This window comes from Kribbella sp. NPDC056861, from assembly GCF_040687575.1.
GTDB lineage: Bacteria > Actinomycetota > Actinomycetes > Propionibacteriales > Kribbellaceae > Kribbella.
Map to the genome: position 1 here is coordinate 340,534 of NZ_JBFBNQ010000007.1, position 22,746 is coordinate 363,279.

Consider the following 22,746-nt stretch of genomic DNA (forward strand, 5'->3'; position numbering starts at 1 on the left):
CCCGCGGACCGGTGGCACCCTGAGTGCCTGGTCCCGATGCTAGACGACTACGGCTTCTCCATCCACCATTCGGTGAACTCGTAGGCCCGCCCGTCCTTGTCCAGCCGGATCACCCACAGGTTGCTGAACTCGCCCGGCGGCTCGGTCCGGTACGTCGTCCAGCCGCGGACGAAGCCGACCCCGTCGCCGAACCCGAGCACCTCGTACTCGAACAGCGTCTCGCCCGGCGCGTCGGCGACCTCCAGCCAGGCGCTGACGATCGCGTCCCGGCCGAGTACCGGCTCCTCGTCGGGGCGCCGGTGGAACGCGGCGTCCTCGGTCCACAGCGCGGCGATGTGCTCGGGATCGTTCGACTCCCAGGCCCGCCGGTACGCCGCCACCCACCGATCGAGGTGCTTCTCCTTCAGCGCCATGGCGAGCATTCTGCCGCGCACGGTGCTCAAGGCCGCGGAGGCGCTGAGACCCAGGTCACCCGGCAACCGACTTGAACATGTTCAAAAGCCGGGTCTACTCTCGTCGTAGCAGAGAGTTGAACGTGTTCAAATCGTGAGGACGTGGTGAGAATGACGGTGATCACTTACCTGATCTACCTGGCCATCGCAGTACCGCTGACCATCTGGGTGGCCCGCACGCTGAGCCGCAACGGCCGGGTCTTCCTGGTCGACGTGTTCCACGGCAACGACGACTTCGCCGACGCGGTGAACAAGCTGCTGGTGGTCGGCTTCTACCTGGTCAACCTCGGCTTCGTGACGCTGTTCCTGCGGACCGGCGGCACCGTGGTCGACACCCGGGGCCTGATCGAGCAGTTGAGCGTGAAGGTCGGCATCGTGATGGTCGTGCTGGGCGTGCTGCACCTGATGAACGTGTGGATCTTCAACGCGATCCGCCGTCGCAGCCGGCTGGAGGAGATGACCGCGCCGCCGGTCCGCCCCAACGCCTTCGTCGGTACCAGCCCTTTTCAGGGACCCGGTCCGTTCCAGGGCCCGGTAGGACCGCCGCAGCCGATGCCTCAGGGCTTCTGATCGGCCATGCGGCACCTGGTGGTGTTGTACGACGCGCAGTGCGGCCTCTGCCGCCGCTTCAAGGAGTGGCTGGCAGGGCAGCAGCCCGGGCCGAACGGCCGGGGCGGGGTGGTACGGCTCGGATTCGTCGCGGCGGGGTCGGCGGAGGCCAGGCAGCGGTACCCGGGGCTGGATCACGCGGCCACCCTGCGCGAGGTGACGGTGGTCGCCGACGACGGAGCGGTCTACATCGGCGACCGGGCCTGGATCGTCTGCCTCTGGGCGACCTGGGAGCACCGGGCGACCGCGGTCCGGCTGTCGAGTCCGGCGATGCGGCCGGTGGCGCGGGCGATGGTGCAGGTGGCAGCGGGGCTACGGAGCAGGAACCTGGAGTTGAGTGAAGGTGACTACGCTGACGGATGTGACGGACAGTGCGACCGCCAAGGGTGAGCAGACGCGTGAGTTGATCCTGTCGACGGCGCTGCGGCTGTTCCGCGAGCAGGGCTACGGCAAGACGACCATGCGCGCGATCGCGGCCGAGGCCGGCGTCTCGGTCGGCAACGCGTACTACTACTACAGCTCCAAAGAGCACCTGATGCAGGCGTACTACGACCACCTGCAGGCGCAGCATCGCGAAGCGACCGTGGAGATTCTGGCCGGCGACAAGTCGTTCACCAAGCGGCTCACCGGCGTACTGCGGAGCTGGCTGGAGGTCTCGGCGCCGTACCACGAGTTCGCCGGCACCTTCTTCAAGTCGGCGGCCGAGCCGAAGAGCCCGCTGTCACCGTTCAGCGAGCAGTCCCAGCCGGCCCGGGAGGCGAGTATCGAGATCTTCCGTCAGGTGGTGGAAGGCTCGGACCTCAAGCTCCCACCGGACCTGCGGGCCGAGCTGCCCGAGCTGCTCTGGCTGCTGCAGATGGGCATCGTGCTGTTCTGGGTGCACGACGACAGCGAGGGACTGCGACGGACGCACCTGCTGATCACCAGCACAGTGCCGCTGATCGACCGGCTGCTGCGGCTGACCCGGATCCCGGGCGTCCGTGGCGTGGTCAATGACCTGGTCGGCGTGATCCGCCAGGTCAAGACCATCTGAGCCCTACTCGCCGGTGAGTCCGTCGGTCTGCTCGCGGAGCAGATCGACGTGCCCGTTGTGCCGGGCGTACTCCTCGATCATGTGGATGTAGAGATAGCGCACGGAGTACTCCGTCGTGCCCTTGGGCCTGGTGAAGGTGTCGTCCAGCGCGTGCGCGGCGGCGATCTCGTCGGAGATCCGGATCGCCTCCCGAAGATCGGCCAGATCCTCCGCGGCGCGGGCCGGGTCGACCAGATCGAAGTCGCCGTCGGGGTACTCGTCGGTCCACAGCTTCAGCTCGACCGGGCGGCCGGCCAGGCAGACCTGGTACCAGTACCGCTCGACCTCGCTCAGGTGCCGGACCAGCCCGAGCAGCGTCATCGTGGACGGCTCGATCCTCGCCTGGGTGAGCTGCTCGCCGGTCAGCCCGGCGGTCTTCCACAGCAGCGTGCCGCGGTGGAAATCGAGGAACCCCTGCAGCAGTTCGCGCTCGCTCGCGGCCGTCGCCGGATCCCTCCGGAACTCCTGGTCGGAAATCATGGCCAGAAGATACCCAGTTTCGGTAACTCCGAGGGGTTGGTCCGCCGGTGCCGTACACTTCAGGTAACGGCCCGCCCAGTTCTGCCTCGGGCCGCCTCAGTGCATACGCTGCGCTAGCAGTCGACCACCACGCGCCGCGGCCCATTGGCTGCGCCGGGCAGGACGACCCCCCGATCTTTTGGAGTACTTCATGGCGGCACGCCGCCCCAGCACGACCACGCCCAATTCCGCCCCCTCCACCAGCACGTCGCGCGCCCAGGGTGAGGCTTCGGCGCGTCGCCCGCGCCGTCGCCGTACCGGTGCCAATGGCAACAATCCGACGAGCGGCCCGACCCTCGGCGGAGTACAGCTGCTGGCCGAGAGCAAGCCCGCCGTCGAGATCACGCCGACCGTCGTCGACGAGAGCCTGACCTTCGAGGACCTCGGCGTTCCCGCCGGTCTGGTGAAGGCGCTCGCCGCCGCGGGCATCCTGAAGCCGTTCCCGATCCAGGCGGCCACGCTGCCGGATTCGCTGGCCGGCAAGGACGTTCTCGGCCGTGGCCGGACCGGTTCCGGCAAGACCTACGCGTTCGTCCTGCCGCTGCTGGCCCGGCTCACCACGAGCACCAGCAAGCGCCGGCCGAACCAGCCGCGGGCGCTGATCCTGGCCCCGACGCGTGAACTCGCCACCCAGATCCAGGCCTCGATCACGCCGCTGACCGACGCGCTCGACCTGCGCACGATGACCATCTTCGGTGGCGTCGGCGCGGGCCCGCAGATCACCCAGCTGCGTCGCGGCGTCGACGTCGTGATCGCCTGCCCCGGCCGGCTCGAGGACCACGTCAAGACCGGTCACGCGAAGCTCGACCAGGTCGAGATCACGGTGCTGGACGAGGCCGACCACATGGCCGACCTCGGCTTCCTGCCCGCCGTCCGGCGGATCCTGGAGGCGACCCCGGCGAACACCCAGCGGCTGCTCTTCTCGGCCACCCTGGACGCCGGTGTCGACGTCCTGGTCAAGCGGTTCATGAAGTCGCCGGTGACGCACAGTGTCGACTCGGCCCAGTCGCCGGTCGCCAAGATGACCCACCACGTGCTGCACGTCCAGGCCGACAGCCGGCTGCCCGTGCTGGTCGACCTGACCGCCGCACCGGGCCGCACGCTGGTCTTCACCCGGACGAAGTACGGCGCCAAGTCGCTCACCAAGAAGCTCATCGCGCAGGGTGTCCCGGCCGTCGAGCTGCACGGCAACCTGTCGCAGGGCGCCCGCACGCGGAACCTGGAGGCCTTCTCCGACGGCTCCGCCAAGACGCTGGTCGCCACTGACATCGCCGCGCGGGGAATCCACGTCGACGACGTCACCCTGGTGATCCACGCCGACCCGCCGATCGAGCACAAGGCCTACCTGCACCGCTCCGGCCGGACCGCGCGGGCCGGCGCCGAGGGCACCGTCGTCACGCTGATGACCGACGACCAGGTCCGCGACGTCCGCGACCTGACCCGCAAGGCCGGCATCTCCGCGACCGTGACCAAGCTCCGCGTCGGCGACCCGCTGCTCGAGAAGCTGGCACCGGGTGAGCGGACCTTCGTCACGCCGACCCTCAAGGTCGTCTCCGACGACGAGTCCGTACGCCGTACCGGCGGTGGCGGCGGCCGTGGCCGCGGCGCCCGCCGCGGTGCAGGCGCTGGTGCAGGCTCCGCACAGGGCCGTGGTGCTCGCGGTGCGGGCTCCGGCCAGGCATCCCGCGGTGCAGGCTCCGCGCAGAGCGCCGGCGACGGGTCGCGGGGCGTCCGCTCCGCGGGCGGTCGCGGCTCCGCCTCCACCGGGAGCGCAAGCTCCGGCCGTGGCGGCAGCGGTGGCGGTCGTGGCGGCGCAGGCGGTGGCGGCGGCCGGGGCGCAGGCTCCGGCGCAGCTCAGACCAAGACCCGCTCGCAGGGCCGCGGTGGCTCGTCTGCTCCGAAGTCCTACAGCACCACCACCCCCGGTGCCAGCAGCCGTCCGGCAGGTGCCGCAGCCTTCTCGGCCGGCACCCGCGCGGGCCGCTCGCGCTAGCAAGTACTAGATAGCTGGTAGAGCCCGGTCAGGCATAGCCTGATCGGGCTCTGCTGCGTCTACGGAAGGATCGGGTGTGCAGGTCAGGACGGTGCTGGGTGACTTACCCGCCGATCAGCTGGGCGTCACCGATGCTCACGATCACCTGTTCTTCCGGAGTGCGCTGCTGCCGGGCCAGGAGCTGGACGACCTCGACGCGGCGACCGCCGAGGTCCGCGACTTCGCCGCGGCAGGTGGCCAGGCGATCGTGCAGTGGACGCCGTACGGGCTGGGGCGGCGGGTCGCCGAGCTGGTCAAGATCTCTGCTGACACAGGGGTTCACCTGGTGGCGGCGACGGGGCTGCATCGTGCCGAGCACTATCCGGCCGGGCTGGTTGACGAGGTGCGGCCCAGGTTGGCCGAGGTGTTCGTCCGTGAGCTGACCGAGGGGATCGGCGACACCGGGGTGAAGGCCGGGCTGATCAAGGTGGCCAGTGGATTCCACATCCTCGACGAGCACGCGCGCGTGGTGATGGTCGCTGCCGCCGAGGCGCAGCTCGCGACCGGGGTGCCGATCGCGATCCATCACGAGCTCGGGACGGCGGCGGACGCAGTACTGGAGCTGTTGGTCGATCGGTCCGGGGTGGCGCCGGAGAGTGTGATCCTCGGGCATCTGAACCGGTTCCCGGATCATCGGTTCCACCTCGAATTGGCCGCGCGAGGGTCGTTCCTGGCCTTCGACGGGCCGTCGCGAGCCAACAACGCGACCGATCCGCGGTTGTTCGACTGCCTCGCGACGCTGATCGACGCCGGGTACGCCGACCGCTTGCTGCTCGGCGGCGACACCACTACCGCCCGGGCGCGGGCATCGACCGGTGAGGGCCCGGGCATCCCCTATCTTCTGACCGGGCTGCGGCCGCGGCTGATCCGTGCCTTCGGCCCCGAGATCGCTACCCAATTGTTCGTCACCAATCCGGCCCGGGCCTTCGTCACTCGCGGTACGGTTCGCTCGTGAACACGATCGCGCAGATCTTCGTCGTCCTGGCCGGGCTCTTCCACCTGGCCGTCTTCGCTCTGGAGAGCCTGCTCTTCATGCGGCCGAGCACCTACAAGCGGTTCCTGATCCGGGACGAGACCGAGGCCAACGTCGCCAAGTCGTGGGCCTTCAACCAGGGCTTCTACAACCTGTTCCTGGCGCTCGGCGCGATCGGCGGATTGATTGCCGGAGGCGACAAAGGCCACGCGATCTCGTTGTTCGCCTGTGCCTGTATGGCGGGTGCCGGGATCGTGCTGGTCGCGACCAACCGCAAGATGCTCCGCTCGGCTGCTCTGCAGGCCGGTCCGCCGATCATCGCGTTGGTGCTCGCCGCCGTACTCTGAGGTTGACTTCAAGCGCGCTTGAAGTTGGAGGGTGGTCGGCATGACCACCACTGCCGACCTGCCGCCCGCCACCGCGCCCGCGACTGCGACTGCGACTGCGACGAAACCAGCCGGGGTGCTGGCGCCGCAGTACCGGGCGTTGACGATCGGGATGGTCGCGCTGATCACCCTGATCGCGTTCGAGTCCCTCGCCGTCACCACCGCGATGCCGACCGTCGCGCTGGCCCTCGACGGACTGTCGTTGTACGCGCTCGCCTTCGGTGGGCCGCTCGCGTCGAGCGTGGTCGCGATGGTGGTCTCGGGAACTTGGAGCGACCTGAAGGGGCCGACCCGGCCGCTCTGGTTCGGCACCGCCTGGTTCCTGCTCGGGCTGGTCATCGCGGGGTCGGCGCCGACGATGGAGTTGCTCGTCGCCGGGCGAATCATCCAGGGCTTCGGCGGCGGGCTTGTCACCGTCGCGCTGTACGTCGTCGTGGGTCACCTGTACCCACCGGAGCTCCGGCCGCGGATCTTCGCCGCGTTCGCGACCGGCTGGGTCGTGCCGTCGTTGGTGGGTCCGGCGATCGCCGGGCTGATCGTGGAGCACACGAGCTGGCGGATCGTGTTCCTCGCAGTACCGGCGCTGGCGATCCCGGCGGTGCTGGTGATGCGTCCCGGGCTGGCCGGCGCGAACTCGGGGACGGTCGAGAAGTCGGGTTCGCTGTGGGATCGGCGCGCGCTGTGGGCGGTCGCGGCCGCTGTCGGCGTCGGGCTGCTCAGCTTCGGCGGGCAGCAGCACGGAGTACTCCAGGCTTTGCTGGTCCTGCTCGGCCTGGCCGGCGTCGCGACCTTCGCGCCGAAGCTGCTGCCCAAGGGGACATTCCGGATCGGCGCCGGGCTGCCTGCGGTGATCGCGCTGCGGGGACTGGTCGCGGCGGCCGGGTTCGGCGCCGAGGTGTTCCTGCCGCTGATGCTGACTCGCGAGCGCGGGCTGTCCCCGGCGTACGCCGGGCTGGTGCTGACCGTCAGCGCCCTCTCCTGGACCGCAGCCTCGTGGTACCGCGGCCGACCCAAGCAGCCGTTCTCACACTCGGTCTTCCTGCAGGCCGGAATGATCTCGATCGTGCTCGGCATCCTGACCGCGACCCTGACCCTGAACCCGCACGTGCCGGTCATCGTCGGCATCCTCGGCTGGGGCCTCACCGGCCTCGGGATGGGCACAGTGTTCCCGACCGCCTCAGTGCTGGTCCTGGAGTACTCCAGGCGCGAAGAACAAGGCGCGAACAGCTCGGCCATGCAACTCAGCGACTCCCTGGCCACCGCCACGGTCCTGGCAATCGGCGGCTCCCTCTTCGCCGCGATCGAGCCGCACTCACCCACCACGGCCTACCTAACAGCCTTCGGCCTCCCGGCCCTGCTCGCCCTAATAGGCGTCTTCGCCGGACGGCGGGTCTAGTCCTTGGCGCCGGTTACGGCGATGCTGGCGCCGAGGCCGATGATCATCAGGCCGCCGGTGCCGCCGACCAGTTCGAGGCGGCGGGGTGAGCGGGCGAACCACTCGCGTGCGGTGCCGGCGACCAGTGCCCAGAGGCCGTCGGAGCAGAGCGCGATCAGCAGGAAGATCGCGCCGAGCAGCAGGATCTGCAGGCCGGCGGAGCCTGCGCTCGTGTCAACGAACTGTGGCAGGACTGCGGCGAAGAAGACGGCGGTCTTGGCGTTGGTCGCGCCGACCCAGAAGCCCTGCCGGATCGCCCGGCGACCGCTGTCAGGCTGTATGCCGCTCGCCATCGCCTCGGCCAGCGACTTGCGGGTGCGGAAGGCGTGCACCCCGAGATAGACCAGGTACGCCGCTCCCGCGAGCTTGACGGTCATCAACGCGATCGCGCTGGCGGCGATCACCGCGCCGAGTCCCAGCGAGACGGCGAGCAGCATCACCAAGGCGCCGAGGGTGTTGCCGACCATCGTCAGCACCGCTTCCCTGCGGCCGACGGCCAGGGCACGGCCGACGATGAACAGCACGCTCGGTCCGGGCACGACGATGATGACCAGGGCGGTGATCGCGAAGGCGATCAGGTGATGGCTGGACGGCATCTGCCCAGGGTAGGCGCGGACCGCCGTCCGCGCCGCTGAATTCTGCAGGTCGAACAGTCGCTTCAAGCGATTTGTTCGCTGAACTCCCTGTAATACAAGGCTGTTGTTCGCGTCTTGCCGAGAGCGGCGAAGTGAGCGCATCCTGGGAAAACACCACTCACACGTACCGCTCGGGGGGCCGGACGTTGCGTGCCGGCGGTGCGTTCGGCCGGCGGGGGGACCGGGGTCGCAGAGGCGCCTGGGTCGCTGGTCGCGTGGGGGGAGGTAACTGCTGTGCTCGAGCTTCGTGTCCACCTGTTCGGGCCGTTCCAGATCGTGTCCGCCGACCGTGAGGTCGCCGGCTCGATTCTGCGCAAGGCCCAGGAACTGCTGGCACTGGTGCTGCTCGCACCACAACGCAATATCCGCCGGGAGTCGGCCGCCGAGGTGGTCTGGCCGGACGCCGGTCCGGAGGCGTCCCGCAAGGCGATCCGGCAGGCGCTCTGGCAGATCCATCAGGTCACCGACACCGGTGGGCCGGACAGTCAGCGGCTGGTGCTGACCGACGGCGACCTGCTCCGGGTGAATCCGGACCGGCCGCTCTGGACCGATGTCGACGTCTTCACCGAGCAGGCCAAGGCCGCTCAGCTGGCCCAGGTCGAGGACCTCACCGACGCGGACCTGGCCGCGATGGACCAGGCCAGCGCGCTGTACCGCGGCCCGCTGCTGACCAGTTGCTACGAGGAGTGGTGCCTGGCGGAGCGGGCGCAACTCGAGGACCTGCACATCACGCTGCTGGACAAGCTCAGCAGCGGGTGCGAACGCCGCGGCCACCTGGAGGCGGCGATCTGCTGGGCCCAGAAGTTGCTGGAGATTGAAGCAGCCCACGAGAGAAGCCATCGCCGGCTGATGCGCCTGTACTACCTGACCGACGACAGGACCCGGGCGCTTCGCCAGTACCGGCGTTGCCAACAGGTGCTGGCCGACGAGCTGGGTGTCCGGCCGCAAGCACGCACCGAGGCGCTGGCTGCCGAGATCGGGGCGGACAACGAGTCACGGGCGGTGCTCTCGGCTCACAGTCCACCGATACGAGCTGGTTCGCCGCTCGGACCGCCGGCCACGTTGGACAGCTTCCGCGCGGAACTGGCGGCCCTCCGGGCGAGCGTCGACGCCATCAGTCACCAGCTCCGCAACTCCCCAGCCTGAGCTCTGCGCCTCGGACGGGCCCGTCAGCCGCATCCGGGACGACAGAGCCACCCTCCGGTTGGGAAGGGACCGGCCCGATCCCCAGAACGTTTTGGGGGTCGGGTCGGTTTTTTGTGCCCGGGCTGAGGCGTTCGGGAGACGGCGGCGAGACGGGGCGGAGACCGGCGGCGGCTGGAGTGGGATCCGGGAGAGCTCGCTGGTGGACACGCGAAGGGGGATCGCGGACCGATGAGGCGAGGGCAGACGGTGTGAACGGCGAGGGCAGTGGGGGCAGCGGTGGAGCGATCGACCCGATCGACGACGACCTCGTGTCGGCACGCTCGTTCGTGGTCCGGGCGCTGCTCGAACTCCCCGCCGGCGGTACTGCGCCCGCGGCCGGCGGCGCCGGAGGTCTCGGCTGGACCGGCTACGTCACCGACACCGTCACTGGGGAACGACAGGGCTGGCGGCGAACCGCCGACATCGCCCGCTTCGTCGACCGCCAGCTCGCACGAGCCAACCCGTCCGGCAGCGACCTGCCGGGTGGGCGATCAGACGTCACGGTGTCGGGTGGGCGGCGGTTGGTGATGGCTGGGCCTTCGTTGACCGAGGTGGTGGCGGACATGCTGGCGGTGCTGGCGGCCCGGCTGCCTGCTGCGGTGCCCGCCTTGCCGGAGCCCAACGTGACGTTGGAGCGGGTTACCGAAAAGCTTGCTGGGCTGGGGAATCAGGCCGGTGTGGAGCAGTCGGCGATCGGCGTACGGACGTTGCGGGCCGGGCGGCTCGACGCGCGAGTGCGGTTCCAGTTGTGGGCCGCGTCGGCGCCACTGGTCGACGCTGCCGTGCTGACGCTGCACTCCGACCTGCTGGATGACCGGGAGCAGTTGCGGTCGGCCGGCTTCCTGCGCTTCAACGTCGCCGACACCCCACCCGCCGACGAGTTCGGCTCCGTCACGGGCTGGCGCAAGACCACCAGCTTCGACCTGCTCTACGAGTACCGGTACGACGCCGGCGACGACGCGGACAGCCTGATCACCAGGATCCAGATGACCACGGACCCGGAGCAAGCACCGAGCCCGGCACGGGAGCAGGAGACCATCACCGACGACCTGGTCCGCTGGGACGACGAGGCGGCGCCTGACTTCGCGCTGACCGGTCCGGCGACGATCCGCCGGGTCAGCGCCCTGGTGTTCCAGTCCGGCCCGCCGCTGGGCGGCACGGTGACAGTACGCCGTACTGACGCCTCCGGGACGCCTCCTGCGGTCCAGCCGGACCTCGCGACCTTCCTGCTCGCCACCGGCCCCGCGGAGGTGTCCCTGTCGCCAGGGGTCTTCTTCGCGAGCCTCGGCCCGGCCGGCCCGACCCTGAAGCTCGGCGACTGGAATCTCGACACCGTGCCGGACGAGTACGCCGGGTTCGACCGCGCACTGGACCCGGCGATCGAGCTGGCGACCAGGTTCGACCGGCTCAGCATCACCTACTCGGGGCCTGGCCTCGACCAGACCGCCGTGGTCTACCTACGGCTCACGGAGAAGAGGGAGACATGACCGAAGCAGTTCTGCCCGGCGTACTGATCGAGGTACGTCCCGAGGCGCTCATCGTCCCCGGTGCCATCACCGTGGGAAACCTGGGAGTCGTCGGCACTGCCGGCAAGGGCCCGGTCGGCGTACCGCAGGTGCTCGGCAGCTACGCCGACGCGCTCAGCAAGTACGGCGGGTACGACCGCTGGGTCGATGGGACGTCAGGTGAGCTCACGCTGACCCGGGCGCTCGAACAGGCCTACAAGTACGGCGCTACTACCGTCTGGGCGGTCCGGATCGCCGACAACAACGCAGCAGCCGCAGTACTGGACCTGGCTTCGCCGGGCGGTCCCTGCGTGCAGTTGACGGCCAAGTCGCCTGGCACCTGGGGCAACGCGCTCACTGTCGCGGTGTCGACCGCAGACGCCAATGCGCAGGTCCGCAGCGAGGAGGTTGGCGGTACTCCGCCGACACTCGGGCATGCACCCGTGATCCAGAGCGCGACCAACAGGATCGTCGTACGGCCCTCTGCTGGCGGCGCTGACCAGGTGCCGGGCATCGTCTACGACACTGCGCCCAACCCGACGCAGGTGGGCGTCGACACGACCACTGGCGAGCTGACCTTCGGTACTGCGCCTGGTGCGGGCGACACGGTGCTTGCGACGTACACGGTGGCCAAGTCGGCTGCCCGCAAGGTCACTGTGAAGCTGGGGATCCAGGCGGAGGAGACCTACAACGTCGTGTCGGGCGATGACCTCATCTCCGACCTCGCGGCTTCCGCACTCGTCACTGCCTCAGCGCCGGCTTCACCGCCCGCGCCTGCGGCCTACCACCCGGATGACCTGCCAGGCGAGGTTGCTGCGACTCCCCTGACCGGTGGAGCGAATGGCGCGGCAGGTGCCGACTATCAGACCGGGCTGGACGCGCTGCTTGGCGTAGACGCCCACATCATCGTGGCGGCTGGCCAGGACCAGACCTTCGGCGACGACCTGGCCGCACACTGCGCAGCAGCGTCCGGGGACGAGATCAAGCGAGAGCGGATCGCAGTAGTCGGTACTGCGCCTGCGGCCGACCGCCCGACCTTCCTGTCCAACACCTCCGCGCACAGCCTCAACAGTGATCGGCTGCTGTTCGTCGGACCCGGTATCGGGACCAGCGACCGGTCGCAGAGCCCGCCGCTGCCAGTAGTACTGCCAGGCACGTACTCCGCTGCCGCTGTGGCCGGTCTGCTGTCGTCGCAGTCGCCGCACATCAGTCTGACCAACAAGGTGCTCGCAGCCGACAAACTGGAGCACGACTTCAGCAGCGCCGAGCTCAAGCAGTTGGTGCTGAGCCGCGTCCTCACACTGGAGAACCGGCAGGGCTTCCGGGTGGTGAAGGGCATCACCACCTCGACCAACACCGCCTGGACGCAGATCACCACCCGGCGGATCGTCGACTACGCCAAACTCGGCGTCCGGTCCGCGGTGACGCCGTACATCGGACTGCTGAACAACGAGCGGGTCCGCGGCGCCCTGCGGGCCACCATCAACGGCTTCCTGGCCTCGATGGTGACCAGCGAGATGCTGGTCAGCTACCAGCTCGACGTGCACGCCAGCCGGGACGACGAGATCCGCGGCCGCGCGCTGGTCGACCTCGTCATCCTGCCGACCTTCAGCATCGACTTCGTCGTCGTCACCATCTTCCTCGGCTAAACGGGCCCAACGGTAAGGACAGTCATGGCACTCACAGAGGTGTTCACGGGTGCGCACGGCACCCTCACACTGGCCGGCGAGGACACGCCGGAAGGCGCGGACGCGAAGGCCGTCGTCGACACGTTCGCGATCCAGACGGTCGGCCGGCTGACCGACGTCAAGGTCCGGGTCGACACCGCGCTCAAGGAGTTCTACGAGGTCGGCCGCCGGCACCCGGTCTCGCTCAGCCCGGGTGACATCGGGATCTCCGGCTCGGTCGGCCGGGCCTACGTGAACGGCGCGCTGCTGTTCCTGCTGCTCGGCCGGGGCGCGACCCCGACCGCGACGCCGGAGCCGTACGTGCAGCCGACCTTCAGCATCACCCTGCGGCTGGCCGACCCGGCCCGGCCGGGGAACTCGCTCAGCCTGGAGCTGGGCGGGGTGAAGTTCGCCAACTGGAGCTGGTCGCTGCCCGAGGACGAGTTCGTGATGGAGAACCTGTGCTTCAAGGCGCTCACCGTCCGGGTGGTCGACCGGGACGGCTCCGGCGGCGACGCCGGTGGTGGCGAGGCGCCGCCGACCAACGTCGCGTTCGCCTGAGGACGGCGCCGTGCTCACCGCGGACGACCTGCTGGCCGGCAGTGCGCTCACCCACGAGGTCGAGCTGCCTGCCGGCGGGCCGGTGGGCGCCGTCACGATCCGGCCGTTGACCGTTCGCGACGTACAGCGGATCGCGCATGCCGCGCGGGACGATCGCGAGCTCGCTGCTGGGTTGATGATCCAGCAGGCGCTGGTGGAGCCACCGCTGTCGGTCGACCAGGCGGGGCGGTTGCCTGCTGGTTTGGCGCGGTTCCTGGTGGACCGGATCAACGAGCTGAGTGGGATCGATACACCACGCGATCGGCTGGGTGAGCTGGTGCAGACGCCGTTGGCGAAGGCCTGTTTCGTGTTGGCTGACGAGTTCGGCTGGACGCCGGCGGAGGTCAGCGCGATGACGGTTGGGCAGATCTTGATGTACGTCGAGATGGCCGGCCGTAGTGCGGAGGTCGGCTGATGACCGGGCTGTCGGGTGCTGGGAGATTGGTTGCTTGGCGCAACGAGATGCGAGCGGAGGTGGATCGGCTCGATCGGGCCGGTGTCGGGGTGCGTGCGTGTTGTGCGGTGGCTGTGCCGGTGCCCAGTGTGGTGGGTGAGGGGGTGCTGAGGTGGGGTTGCTCGGTCAAGCCGGTGGAGCCTGTGCTCGAGGCTCCGACGGTTGAGCTGGTGCGGCCCAGGGTTCGTCGTGAACGTGTCGCTGCTCCTCAGGTCGAACTGCCTTGTGGGGTTGAGGAAAGTCGTCTTCGGGAGTTGGTTGAGCCGCCGCGGGGTGTTGCTGGGCCGCCTCGGCCTGATCCTTGGCCGGTACGTCGGCCGCGGTTGCGGGTTGTCGAGCCTGAGGAGTGTGGGCCTGAGCTGCCGGAGTTGCTGAGTGAGGCGGTGGGGCGGCGGATTGCTGCTGAGCCGGAGAAGCTTGCCGACGTACTGCGGTGTCCGCCGCGGGTTGGGCGGTCGGCGCCGGTGGAGCTGCTTGAGCGGCTGGTGCAGCAGAGCTCCGGCGGGGAGCTGGTAGATCGCCCGCGACCCGAGCGAATTCAGCCGGAGGATCGTCGGGGTGAGAGGGCTGGGAAGAACAGTCATCAGTTGCCTGGGTCGCCTCCGGCAGTTGGTGGGAGGTCGGCTGATGCGGCCGGCCTGGTTGACGGCAAGCGAGGCAGTGCTGCAGCAGAGCCGGAGTCGCGGCACGTCGGCCGCAGGCAGAACAGGCTGAGCGGACTGAGCAGGCAGACCGGGCTGAGCGGGCCGACCGAGCTGGAGCAGACACCCCGTACAGCGGCGCCGGATGACTTGCCACGGCCTCAGGCGCCGGGAACACCAACAGCAGCAGCCGAGCAGGGCCAGTCTTATCCCCTGCACACACAACGTCAGGCGCGCGAAGTGGATGAGTTGGATGCGCCACCTCAGCGAGCCAACTACAACAGCAATAGCAGTACGTATAGCAGTAGCTACAGCGACGACGCCGACGTCGAACGCGTACTGGAGCGCGTGCTGGGCGACGCCGCCCGCCGGTACGGGATCGAGGTGTGAGCAATGCGCCCGATGCTGGCAGGCACCGAACTACCGCAGGTCCAAGAGATCGGCACCAGCGACCACCGCGCGCTGGCCGAGCACAAACCGATCGGCAAGGACGGCAGCCTGCTGCAGAACCTCGGGCGCGCGCCGACGACCGTGACAGTCACAGGCGTGGCGACGGATCCGAAGGCGCTCGAGCTGGTGGAGACGTTGAAGAAGGACCTGCGGACCGGGAAAGCGGTGCCGTTCGTCGCGGACATCACCACGGACTGTGCGATCGACGCGGTGCTGATCGACGACCTGCAGGTCAGGCAACTGGCCGGCAAGCCGGGCCGGTTCGGGTACGTGCTGACGCTGCGGGAGTTCATCGAGCCGGTCGAGCCGGCCGCTGCCGATCCGCTCGGGGCGGACATTCTCGGCGACGCGACGGACCTGCTGGACGGCGTACTGGACGGGCTGGACCTCGCGGTGCCGTTCGCGACCGGGCTGGAGCAGTTCGTCGAGCCGCTCAGCGGGCTGCTGCAGCGGCTGACCGAGTTCAAGGCCGCGCTGCCGTAAGCGCGAAGAAGCAACGGGGACCAATCAGGGGGAGAAGAGAAGACCATGGCTGACCAGAACCTGTTCGAGGAGCTCAAGGTGGTCCTCGCGGACTTCAAGAGCTTCCTGGACGCCAACGTGCCGACGATCAAACCGGCGATCCAGGCGATCGCCTCGCTCGTCCCGCAGGTGAACGATTTGCTGGACCTGCTGGTCGAGTTGCTCAACAAGCTGAAGACCGAGCTGGACAACCTCGATGTCGGCGCGATCCCGGGACTGGCCGAGGTGTCGGCGTTCACCGGCAAGATCCCGGCGCTGCTGGACGCGGCCCGCAAGCTGCTGCCGAACGAGACCACCAGCATCCAGTCGATCGCGGACGTCGCCGACGTGGTCACCGGGCTGCCGAGCGTCGATGCCGTGAAGGCCGAGATCCTGGCGCTGATCGCCGCCATCGTCGCGCACCTGAACAGCCTGAAGGGCTGACGCCGTGGTCCGGCCGATGCTGGGAGACCTCGAGCTGGAGCAGGTGCAGCTGGTCGAGACCGGTGAGGACCAGGTGGTCGCCCGCCACCAGGTCCCCGGGCTCGAGGGGGACTTCCTGCAGGACCTCGGCCGGCGAGCGGCGCGGGTCCGGTTGACCGGGGTGCTGACGGCGGCGGACACGCTGCCGCACCTGGCCGACCTGCGCAAAGCCTTCCAGGCCGGTGAACCGGTCGCGTTCGTCTCCGACATCACCTCGGCGACCCTGGTCGACCAGGTGCTGATCGAGCGGATGGACGTCCGGGAAGCCGCCGGGCGGCCGAACGCCTACGAGTACCGGTTCGCGCTGCGCGAGTTCCTGGAGGCGCAGCAGATCGACACCGAGGACGTGATCATCCCGCCGCCACCGCCACCGGAGGTCGAGACCGGCAAGCTGTCGGTGACGGTGGTGGTGGAGGGCGATCCGGCCTTCGACATGGACCGGGTCAAGGTCACCGTGCACGGGGTCGAGGCCGAGTCGAAGAAGGACCTCAACCGGGTGCTCACCACCAGGATCCGGCCGGACGTCTGGTTCGAGGACCCGTTCCCGGCCGGTGAGTACACGGTCGACGCGCTGGTCGACGACACCGCGACCCCGACCGGTCAGCGTGAGGTGCTGACCGGCTCGGCGACGGTCCGGGTGCAGGACGGGCAGGTCGCGTCGGTGACGATCGTGCTGCGGCGCGGCGCGAAGGTCGGCACCGTGTTCGCGATCCACTTCCGCTTCGACAAGGCGTTCGTCGAGCCGTGTATGCGGCACGTGCTACAGGCAGCCGCGGCGTTCTCCGACCAGCACCCCGACGAGTTGCTGGTGATCTCCGGGCACACCGACCTGGTTGGCTCGACGGCGTACAACCAGGCGCTGTCCGAGCGACGCGGGCGGGCGACGTACGCGATGCTCACGTTCGGCAGCGAGCCGCAGAAGTCGATCGCCGAGTGGAACGAGCTGCGCCGGGAGCGGCCGAGCGGCACGATCACCACCGTCCGGGACAGCTGGGGGACGCGCGAGATCCAGCACATGCTGCAGGACCTCGGCCGGTACCTCGGTAACGTCGGCAAGACGTCCGGCGAGGACGGCACCTTGACCGACGCGGCGATCCGGCAGTTCCAGCGCGATCATGGCCTCACCGACGACGGCGTGGTCGGGGACGGCACCTGGCCGGTGCTGATCGAGGCCTATCTGGCGCACGAGGCGATCAATCTGCCGACGGCCCGGTTGCTGCCGAACAAGAACGCGACCGGCTGCGACTCGGGTCCGCTGCGCTGGCTCGGCTGCAGCGAACAGGACCCGGTCCTCAACACCGAGAACGCGTGGCGGCCGAACCGGCGGACCGAGTTGATGTTCGTGCACGAGTCGACGATGCCGGCCCAGGTGCCGAAGCCGGTCACGCTCGACCTGGTCCCCGAAGGTGCGGGCGGTGGCGGCTGGTGCCTCGACGACGGTACGGCGACCGCGGTCGACGCCTTCGTCGTCCCCTGGGACCAGCCGTGTCCGACCGGCGCGCCGGATCCCAAGCGCCCTTGGTGCCGCAAGCCGGCCGAGCAGGGGTCATTCGTTGTCCAGGGCAAGATCCACTTCGAGGACGGCACGCCGTTCGTCGGCAAGTACATCCTGACCGCGGCCGACGGCGAGTACCTGGACGGCGAGATCCCCAAGACCGCCGGTACGACGCCCGCCGGTACGCCGGTCCAAGGGCGCACCCAGCCGGACGGCAGCTTCCACTACGACAAGCAGAAAGGCCCGGGCACCTACAGCGTCGAGGTCGACGGGCCGGTGGTGGTCAGTGCCGGCACCCAGTCTCTCGATGATGTGAAAGGCAACGCGGTCTGTTTCCGGCTGGACGGTTCGGCCGATTCGGACATCGTGGTGGTCGACCGGGCGGTCGCGTTCGTTCAGCCCCAGATCATCCTCGACAACCCGGCCCCGCCGCCCAACCCGCCACCGCCCGCGCCGACACCCACGGTCACCGGCCTGGACGCCGTCGTGGTGAAGAAGGGGTTGTCCGTGCCGGCCCGGCGCCCCGTCGTACTCAAGTGCTCGACCGCCTTCACCGGCAGCGGAACGCTGACGATCGCTCCCGCCGACCGGATCAGGTTCTTCGACGCCGTGACCGCCGGGGCCGCGGTGGCCAGTGGCGCGACCTTCACCAGTGCGCAGTTGCTGGCCGGCGTGACGATCTTCGCCGAGGGCGTGAAGGCGAGCGACAAACTCGGCGACGTGGTCCTCACCCTGAGCCTGACCGTCGACGGGAAGAAGGGCCTGTCGGCCAAGAAGGCGATGACCGCCGTCGAGCTCTTCCTCGACCTGCACCAGAGCCGGCGGTCGCTGGCGGCCGACCCGCTGCCGCTGACCGCCGCGGCCAAGCTGGATCCCGGCCGATTCGTCCACCTGCAGGATGCCGACCTGCACCACGGTCGCGCGCTGATCACCGTCCGCCCACCGAAACCGGCCGGGTTCACCGGCACTCTGGTGCTGAGCGCGTTCGACGTCCTGGACGCCAGTCCGCGCGAGCGGCTCTTCGCCGCCGCGGACGAGATCGCCGCCACCGGTCAGGCATCGCTGGGGGCGACCGTGAAGGTGCCGGCACCGATCCCGGCCGCGGGGGTGAAGTTCTGGGTCGAGGGCGCGAAGGTCAGTACGACGATCCGGGACGCGGGTTTCCAGCTCGGCGTGGACGGTCTGGAGGTGGACGGTGACCGGGTCCGGCTGACGGTGGTCGAGTTCAGCAACCTGGTCGCGACCGTTCCCGGTACGCCGCCGAAGACCGCCCGGCTGGCCAACGGCCCGACCGCCGACCACACCTTCACCGTCGGCGCGAAGGGTTTCGACGAGGACCCGACTGTCAACCTCCCGCTGCCGCTGCTGGAGAACGCCGTCACCGCGCTCGCCCCGGTCCGGCTGACGGTCGACGTCAAACCACCCGGTACGCCGGTCAGCTGGGACGCGCAGCGCGCGGCCGGCATCTCCGCCGCCCACGGTGGCGACGACGCGCCCGCGATCGTCGCCCTGCACGTGGCCAAGAAGCCGACCGTAAAAGTGGCCTCAGGCAACAATCTTCAGGCCACCCTGCTGGCCGACAACTGTGGCACCTTCCATGTCCGGCCGTTCGTCGACGGCAACGGCAACGGCGTGTTCGACCACAAGATCGACCGGGAGCCGAACCTGATCCTGAATCTGGTGCTCGGCCGCGGCACGCTGTTCCTGGACAGTTCCGTGGCCAGCGACGCCAACCACACGGTCGCCCCGGTCGTCGGCGGTGGGATCGCCACCTCGTCGGGCACGTTCGACATCGCCAATCCGGCCACCGCCGCGCTGCACATGAACGCCCAGGTCGACGTGGTCACCGGTGGTGCTGACGGTCGCCGCGTGATCGAGCAGTTCTTCGGCGGCTGGGTCAACAACCTGACGGCCGGCACCACCTTCAACGCCGCCTACACCGATCCGGCGGTGACCCCGAACAAGGTGCACCCGGCCCCGTTCGTACTGGCGTCGAACCGGGGCGACGCGTCCGGTGCGTCCACGTCGTTCGTCGCCGGGGATCCGGCTCCGGCTCTCGTCCTGCCCCCGATCCTCGACACCGGCCGAACACCGGGCGAGGGCGCCGGTGGCGACACCGCGACGCTCGGCCGCAGCCGGATCAGGTCGCGGACCAACCAGCCGGTCGGGCAACGCTGGATCGTCGAGGCGGTCGACAGCCCGGGCGCGCCTGCCGGAGCGGTGCGGCCGACGCACCCGACCTTCGCCACCGCGAAGCTCTCCAGCCTGGAGGTGAAGCTCCGGTTCAGCTGTCACCTGATGCTGTGGACCAACCAGAACGCGGTCAGCGGCGCCAGTCCGGTCGCGACCCCCGCGGTCCAGGCGGCGAACCGCTCGTACGTCGTCCTGGAGCGGCTCAACTGGCAGCTCGACGGGAAGTGGAGCGTGGCCATCGCGACCGGTGTGGTCGCCGAAGTGAGCGCACCGAGGACAAGGCTGACCGGCAAGACGAAGACCTCACCGGCGGTGGTCGCGACCACCGCCGCCGTCGAGGTCCGGCCCCCAGCGGCCGTTCCGCTGGCGACCAGGGACGCGCGCTTATGACAACGACACCGGTGATCTCGGAGTACGCCGCGGCGGGGCTGGTCGTCCGGCTACGGATCGAGGACGAGCAACTCCCGTCCTGGCAGGGTGCGGCCAGCCGGAGCGGGACGCTCGGCGTCCGGGTGCTGGAGACGTTCAAGGGCGCAGTGGCAGCGAACGGCGTGGTCCAGTTGCCGGTGGTCGAGCACGGCGGTGGCGGGCTGGTCTTCGACAGCTACGGGATCTGGGCGCAGGTCCCGACCGTGCCCGGGACCGAGTTGGTCGCCTTCTGCGACGGGACCGATCCGGACCTCGCAAGTCAGGTGTCCGACGAGCACTGCTCGTACCTGGTACCGGCCGAGGTGGTGCTGGCCGACCTGAGGCTGCTGCAACGGCTTCGGCCGCTCACGGCCGACCAATGGCTGGTGGAAGCGGATCGGGTCCGAGCCGATGCCGGTGCTCTGTTCGCCCGCTGTGTCTGGGTGCAGGTTCGCGAGGCCGTGGTCACGGACGCCGACCGCTTCAACTTGCTGATGCGGATTGCCGAGAACGGTGAGACTGCCACCGAGGCGCAAGACGCGTACCTGTTGGCGGCGTACGAGGATGCGACCGTCACTGGGGACTTGCCGACTCCGTCGCGGGCGAGATTGGTACGGGCGATGTTCCGCGCCGCCTTCGACCCGGGCAGTTCTGCCTTGCACGAGCGGCTGGTGGAGACGTTCATCCCGAACCTGCTGCAGGCGCCGGCGCCGATCGGCGTACCGGAGGTGTTCGCTGATCAGCGTGAGCTGGCGGAGCGGATCCGGTCGGAGCAGTTGCCCGGCGTACTGCGGGACTGGATCGGGGGTGCGTGACCATGCTGCGACCGGCGTACCGGATCGTTGTGGGGGACAAGGTCGTCGACACGACGGTCGAGGCACGAGCCAGTACCGCGATCGAGCTGACCGTGCGACTCGACCTGGACGCGCCGGCCGACTCGGTGACGCTGCGACAAGGGCAGGTCGGCGGACTGCGTGCGACGCCAGGTGACGACTTGTCGATCGACCTCGGGTACGCCGACGAGGAGAAGCTGTTCCGGGTGCTCACCGGGAGCGTGGTCGCCGTCGAGCCCGGTCTGCAGACCAAGCGGATCACTGGGCACTCGGGTGGTGACCAGCTGCTCAGAACCTTTGTGGACAAGACTTTTGAGGACACCACCGCCGGTGACATCGTGCGGGCGTTGGCGAACGAGGCGGGGATGGAGATCGACTCGGTCGAAGACGGGCCGCCGTTCCCGGCGTACGTGATCGACGGGCGGCGGCCGATCGCGCGGCACCTGCGCGACCTGGCCTATCTGGCGGGCTTCGACACCTATGTCACCGCCGACGGGAAGCTGGTCTTCGAAGGCTTCACCGGGAATCGGACCGTGCACAAACTCAAGTACGGCGAGCATGTGCTGCACGCCGAGCTGCACCGGACCCGTCCGCGCGCCGGGACCGTGCAGGTGTGGGGCGACAGCCCTGGCTCTGGTGGCGACGAGTCGTGGGCCTGGCTGACCAAGGACTTCGGGCCGAGACACGGCACCTCCGGTACGACGAAGCCGATGCTGCTGATCGAGCGTCCTGCCGTCCGGACCAGCAAACTCGCCGCCGCGTTGGCGGCCTCGGCGGCCGAGACGCTGACCGAGCAAGCCGTGCACGGGCAGGTCCGGATTCAGGGCCGACCGCAACTGTTCCTCGGCGATCTGATCCGGCTGGAGGGCTTCCCGACCCAGGCGGGCGTCGACGAGTTGGAGGGGACTTACCAGGTTCGTGCCGTCCGGCATCACCTGACCAAGGCTGACGGGCTGATCAGCGACGTCGAGTTCCGCAGTCTGCAGGGGGTGGCACCGTGACCAGCATCGTCGACACCATCGCCGCGATCGTCCGCGACGAGCTGACCGCGCACCGGACCACCGAGCTGGGCGTCGTCACCGCCGTGCATCCGCACAGCGGCAAGGACGACGACGACAACTACGGCGTCGACGTGAAGCTGCGCGGCAGCGGGCTGGAGCTGAAACGCGTCCCGGTCGGCACCGGGCACGTCGGCAGCGTCGCGATCCCGAACGTCGACGACCTGGTGCTGCTCGCCTACGACCACGGCGACGTGAACGCGCCGATCGTGATCGCCCGCCTGTACGACGACGTCGACCGCCCGCCACTGTCGACCAGCGACGAACTCGTCTTCCGGCTGCCACTGGCCGCCGCCGACGACAAGTCGGTGCTGGCCGCGATCCGCAACCACGCGGACCAGAGCCCGCCGCGCGAGCTGGTGATCGAGATGCCGCCGAAGATCACCGTGCGGATCGTGGACGGCGCGGTAACGGCGACCGCCGGCAAGACGGAGCTGAAGCTGGACCAGTCCGGCGCGAGCGGTGGCACGGTCAAGGTGACGGCCGGCCGGACCACGATCACGCTCACCCAGGACGGCGACGTCGTCCTGGACTCGGCCGGCTCGGTGTCCTTCAAGGCCGCGCAGGACCTCACGCTCGAGGCCAACGGGAGCATCGCGCTCAAGGCCGGCCTGAACGCCTCGATCGAGGCGAACTCCCGCGCCACCGTCAAGGGCAACCTGCAGGCATCGGTCGAGGGCGGCATCGGCGCCACCCTCAAGGGGACCAGCGTCACGGTCCAGGGCGTCACCTCCTTCAGCCCCTGAAGACATCGGGGAGACAGCAGCGAGACCGCTGATTCGTACAACGGAGAGGGGCAGATCGTGAGTGGGGGAGGTCGGTATGCCGGGATTGCCGGTGACGGTCGGGGCGTCGGTGCTGGTGACGCCCGGCGCGGCCGGTGCGCCCGACAGCGGGACGATCATGGTCGTGCTGCCGCCGTACCTCACGGCCGGTGGGATGCCGTTGGCAACCAGCGGCTCGATCTGCCTGATGGTGAACTCCTTCACCGGCGTGCCCTACCCGCTGGTGATCGGGCCACTCGCGAGCTCCGGCGTGAAGGTCGGCGGCAAAGGCCTGGTCCGGGTCGGCGACCGGATCCCGTCGCCGCCTGGCGTGCTGGTCGTGCTCGGCCCACCTGCGGCGACGTACCTGACCGACGGCTGGCCGCCGTGATGAGG

General features: G+C 69.3%; 23 protein-coding genes. 20 read left to right on the forward strand and 3 right to left on the reverse strand.

Translation table 11 applies throughout. The features are described 5' to 3' along the window. Nucleotides 1–47: 47 nt before the first annotated feature. A complete protein-coding gene (locus AB0P21_RS33305) occupies nt 48–413 on the reverse strand; it encodes a nuclear transport factor 2 family protein (RefSeq protein ID WP_363701912.1) in 366 nt (121 codons plus the stop codon). A gap of 150 nt (nt 414–563) precedes the next feature. Between AB0P21_RS33305 and AB0P21_RS33310 the strand changes: the two genes are divergently transcribed. From AB0P21_RS33310 to AB0P21_RS33320, 3 genes are read left to right on the forward strand one after another with little or no spacing between them, the layout of a single operon-like run. After that, nucleotides 564–1,022: a hypothetical protein gene (locus AB0P21_RS33310; protein ID WP_363701914.1), complete on the forward strand. Its 459-nt coding sequence runs from the start codon at nt 564–566 to the stop codon at nt 1,020–1,022. A gap of 6 nt (nt 1,023–1,028) precedes the next feature. After that, entirely contained in the window at nt 1,029–1,451 is a 423-nt protein-coding gene (locus AB0P21_RS33315; RefSeq protein ID WP_363701916.1) for a DCC1-like thiol-disulfide oxidoreductase family protein, read from the forward strand. After that, a complete protein-coding gene (locus AB0P21_RS33320) occupies nt 1,423–2,094 on the forward strand; it encodes a TetR family transcriptional regulator (RefSeq protein ID WP_363701918.1) in 672 nt (223 codons plus the stop codon). The genes AB0P21_RS33315 and AB0P21_RS33320 overlap by 29 nt, the downstream gene beginning before the upstream one ends. Nucleotides 2,095–2,097: 3 nt before the next feature. Here the strand turns inward: AB0P21_RS33320 and AB0P21_RS33325 are convergent, their stop codons facing one another. Beyond that, on the reverse strand, nt 2,098–2,613 hold the full coding sequence (locus tag AB0P21_RS33325; RefSeq protein WP_363701920.1) for a DinB family protein: 516 nt from the start codon (nt 2,611–2,613) through the stop codon (nt 2,098–2,100). A gap of 190 nt (nt 2,614–2,803) precedes the next feature. On the opposite strand from AB0P21_RS33325, the gene AB0P21_RS33330 reads away from it, so the two are divergent. From AB0P21_RS33330 to AB0P21_RS33345, 4 genes are all read left to right on the forward strand, one after another. After that, nucleotides 2,804–4,645, forward strand: a complete 1,842-nt coding sequence (locus tag AB0P21_RS33330) for a DEAD/DEAH box helicase (protein WP_363701922.1) — start codon at nt 2,804–2,806, stop codon at nt 4,643–4,645. A 76-nt stretch (nt 4,646–4,721) separates the two neighbouring features. Further along, entirely contained in the window at nt 4,722–5,639 is a 918-nt protein-coding gene (locus AB0P21_RS33335) for a hypothetical protein (RefSeq protein ID WP_363701923.1), read from the forward strand. Next, the gene (locus tag AB0P21_RS33340; protein WP_363701925.1) at nt 5,636–6,004 is read left to right on the forward strand and encodes a DUF1304 domain-containing protein; all 369 of its coding nucleotides are present in this window, start codon (nt 5,636–5,638) and stop codon (nt 6,002–6,004) included. The genes AB0P21_RS33335 and AB0P21_RS33340 overlap by 4 nt, the downstream gene beginning before the upstream one ends. Before the next feature lie 40 nt (nt 6,005–6,044). After that, entirely contained in the window at nt 6,045–7,439 is a 1,395-nt protein-coding gene (locus tag AB0P21_RS33345; protein ID WP_363701927.1) for an MFS transporter, read from the forward strand. On the opposite strand, the gene AB0P21_RS33350 is transcribed toward AB0P21_RS33345, so the two are convergent. Further along, nucleotides 7,436–8,074 carry a LysE family translocator gene (locus AB0P21_RS33350; protein WP_363701929.1) on the reverse strand — a complete coding sequence of 213 codons (639 nt, stop codon included), beginning with the start codon at nt 8,072–8,074 and terminating at the stop codon, nt 7,436–7,438. The two genes, AB0P21_RS33345 and AB0P21_RS33350, sit on opposite strands and share 4 nt — an antisense overlap. A gap of 273 nt (nt 8,075–8,347) precedes the next feature. On the opposite strand from AB0P21_RS33350, the gene AB0P21_RS33355 reads away from it, so the two are divergent. The 13 genes from AB0P21_RS33355 to AB0P21_RS33415 all read left to right on the forward strand — a co-directional run bounded on the left by AB0P21_RS33355 (nt 8,348) and on the right by AB0P21_RS33415 (nt 22,741). Then, nucleotides 8,348–9,259, forward strand: coding sequence for a BTAD domain-containing putative transcriptional regulator (locus AB0P21_RS33355; protein WP_363701931.1), 912 nt, complete (start codon nt 8,348–8,350; stop codon nt 9,257–9,259). Between the two features lie 248 nt (nt 9,260–9,507). Next, nucleotides 9,508–10,785, forward strand: coding sequence for a hypothetical protein (locus AB0P21_RS33360; RefSeq protein ID WP_363701933.1), 1,278 nt, complete (start codon nt 9,508–9,510; stop codon nt 10,783–10,785). Beyond that, a complete protein-coding gene (locus tag AB0P21_RS33365; protein WP_363701935.1) occupies nt 10,782–12,452 on the forward strand; it encodes a phage tail sheath subtilisin-like domain-containing protein in 1,671 nt (556 codons plus the stop codon). Before AB0P21_RS33360 ends, AB0P21_RS33365 begins: the two co-directional genes overlap by 4 nt. 24 nt (nt 12,453–12,476) lie before the next feature. After that, nucleotides 12,477–13,031, forward strand: a complete 555-nt coding sequence (locus AB0P21_RS33370; protein ID WP_363701936.1) for a hypothetical protein — start codon at nt 12,477–12,479, stop codon at nt 13,029–13,031. Nucleotides 13,032–13,041: 10 nt separating this feature from the next. Beyond that, entirely contained in the window at nt 13,042–13,485 is a 444-nt protein-coding gene (locus AB0P21_RS33375; protein WP_363701938.1) for a hypothetical protein, read from the forward strand. 920 nt (nt 13,486–14,405) lie between these two features. Continuing rightward, nucleotides 14,406–14,555 (forward strand): hypothetical protein, encoded by a 150-nt coding sequence (locus AB0P21_RS33380; RefSeq protein ID WP_363701940.1) that lies wholly within the window; start codon nt 14,406–14,408, stop codon nt 14,553–14,555. Nucleotides 14,556–14,558: 3 nt separating this feature from the next. Then, nucleotides 14,559–15,098 (forward strand): hypothetical protein, encoded by a 540-nt coding sequence (locus tag AB0P21_RS33385; protein WP_363701942.1) that lies wholly within the window; start codon nt 14,559–14,561, stop codon nt 15,096–15,098. Nucleotides 15,099–15,143: 45 nt separating this feature from the next. Next, nucleotides 15,144–15,560 (forward strand): hypothetical protein, encoded by a 417-nt coding sequence (locus tag AB0P21_RS33390; protein ID WP_363701944.1) that lies wholly within the window; start codon nt 15,144–15,146, stop codon nt 15,558–15,560. Nucleotides 15,561–15,576: 16 nt separating this feature from the next. Further along, the gene (locus tag AB0P21_RS33395; protein ID WP_363701946.1) at nt 15,577–19,677 is read left to right on the forward strand and encodes a peptidoglycan-binding protein; all 4,101 of its coding nucleotides are present in this window, start codon (nt 15,577–15,579) and stop codon (nt 19,675–19,677) included. Continuing rightward, nucleotides 19,674–20,510 (forward strand): hypothetical protein, encoded by an 837-nt coding sequence (locus AB0P21_RS33400; RefSeq protein ID WP_363701948.1) that lies wholly within the window; start codon nt 19,674–19,676, stop codon nt 20,508–20,510. Before AB0P21_RS33395 ends, AB0P21_RS33400 begins: the two co-directional genes overlap by 4 nt. Nucleotides 20,511–20,512: 2 nt before the next feature. Beyond that, nucleotides 20,513–21,529, forward strand: coding sequence for a hypothetical protein (locus tag AB0P21_RS33405; protein WP_363702333.1), 1,017 nt, complete (start codon nt 20,513–20,515; stop codon nt 21,527–21,529). Continuing rightward, a complete protein-coding gene (locus AB0P21_RS33410; RefSeq protein WP_363701949.1) occupies nt 21,526–22,332 on the forward strand; it encodes a hypothetical protein in 807 nt (268 codons plus the stop codon). The genes AB0P21_RS33405 and AB0P21_RS33410 overlap by 4 nt, the downstream gene beginning before the upstream one ends. 76 nt (nt 22,333–22,408) lie before the next feature. After that, nucleotides 22,409–22,741, forward strand: a complete 333-nt coding sequence (locus AB0P21_RS33415) for a hypothetical protein (RefSeq protein ID WP_363701951.1) — start codon at nt 22,409–22,411, stop codon at nt 22,739–22,741. Nucleotides 22,742–22,746 lie beyond the last annotated feature (5 nt).

Bases quoted from the DNA above. Each gene is read 5' to 3' on its own strand.
- AB0P21_RS33305 (WP_363701912.1), bottom strand. From the start codon at position 413: ATGGCGCTGAAGGAGAAGCACCTCGATCGGTGGGTGGCGGCGTACCGG.
- AB0P21_RS33310 (WP_363701914.1), top strand. From the start codon at position 564: ATGACGGTGATCACTTACCTGATCTACCTGGCCATCGCAGTACCGCTG.
- AB0P21_RS33315 (WP_363701916.1), top strand. From the start codon at position 1,029: ATGCGGCACCTGGTGGTGTTGTACGACGCGCAGTGCGGCCTCTGCCGC.
- AB0P21_RS33325 (WP_363701920.1), bottom strand. From the start codon at position 2,613: ATGATTTCCGACCAGGAGTTCCGGAGGGATCCGGCGACGGCCGCGAGC.
- AB0P21_RS33330 (WP_363701922.1), top strand. From the start codon at position 2,804: ATGGCGGCACGCCGCCCCAGCACGACCACGCCCAATTCCGCCCCCTCC.
- AB0P21_RS33345 (WP_363701927.1), top strand. From the start codon at position 6,045: ATGACCACCACTGCCGACCTGCCGCCCGCCACCGCGCCCGCGACTGCG.
- AB0P21_RS33350 (WP_363701929.1), bottom strand. From the start codon at position 8,074: ATGCCGTCCAGCCATCACCTGATCGCCTTCGCGATCACCGCCCTGGTC.
- AB0P21_RS33365 (WP_363701935.1), top strand. From the start codon at position 10,782: ATGACCGAAGCAGTTCTGCCCGGCGTACTGATCGAGGTACGTCCCGAG.
- AB0P21_RS33370 (WP_363701936.1), top strand. From the start codon at position 12,477: ATGGCACTCACAGAGGTGTTCACGGGTGCGCACGGCACCCTCACACTG.
- AB0P21_RS33385 (WP_363701942.1), top strand. From the start codon at position 14,559: ATGCGCCCGATGCTGGCAGGCACCGAACTACCGCAGGTCCAAGAGATC.
- AB0P21_RS33390 (WP_363701944.1), top strand. From the start codon at position 15,144: ATGGCTGACCAGAACCTGTTCGAGGAGCTCAAGGTGGTCCTCGCGGAC.
- AB0P21_RS33395 (WP_363701946.1), top strand. From the start codon at position 15,577: ATGCTGGGAGACCTCGAGCTGGAGCAGGTGCAGCTGGTCGAGACCGGT.
- AB0P21_RS33400 (WP_363701948.1), top strand. From the start codon at position 19,674: ATGACAACGACACCGGTGATCTCGGAGTACGCCGCGGCGGGGCTGGTC.
- AB0P21_RS33405 (WP_363702333.1), top strand. From the start codon at position 20,513: ATGCTGCGACCGGCGTACCGGATCGTTGTGGGGGACAAGGTCGTCGAC.
- AB0P21_RS33415 (WP_363701951.1), top strand. From the start codon at position 22,409: ATGCCGGGATTGCCGGTGACGGTCGGGGCGTCGGTGCTGGTGACGCCC.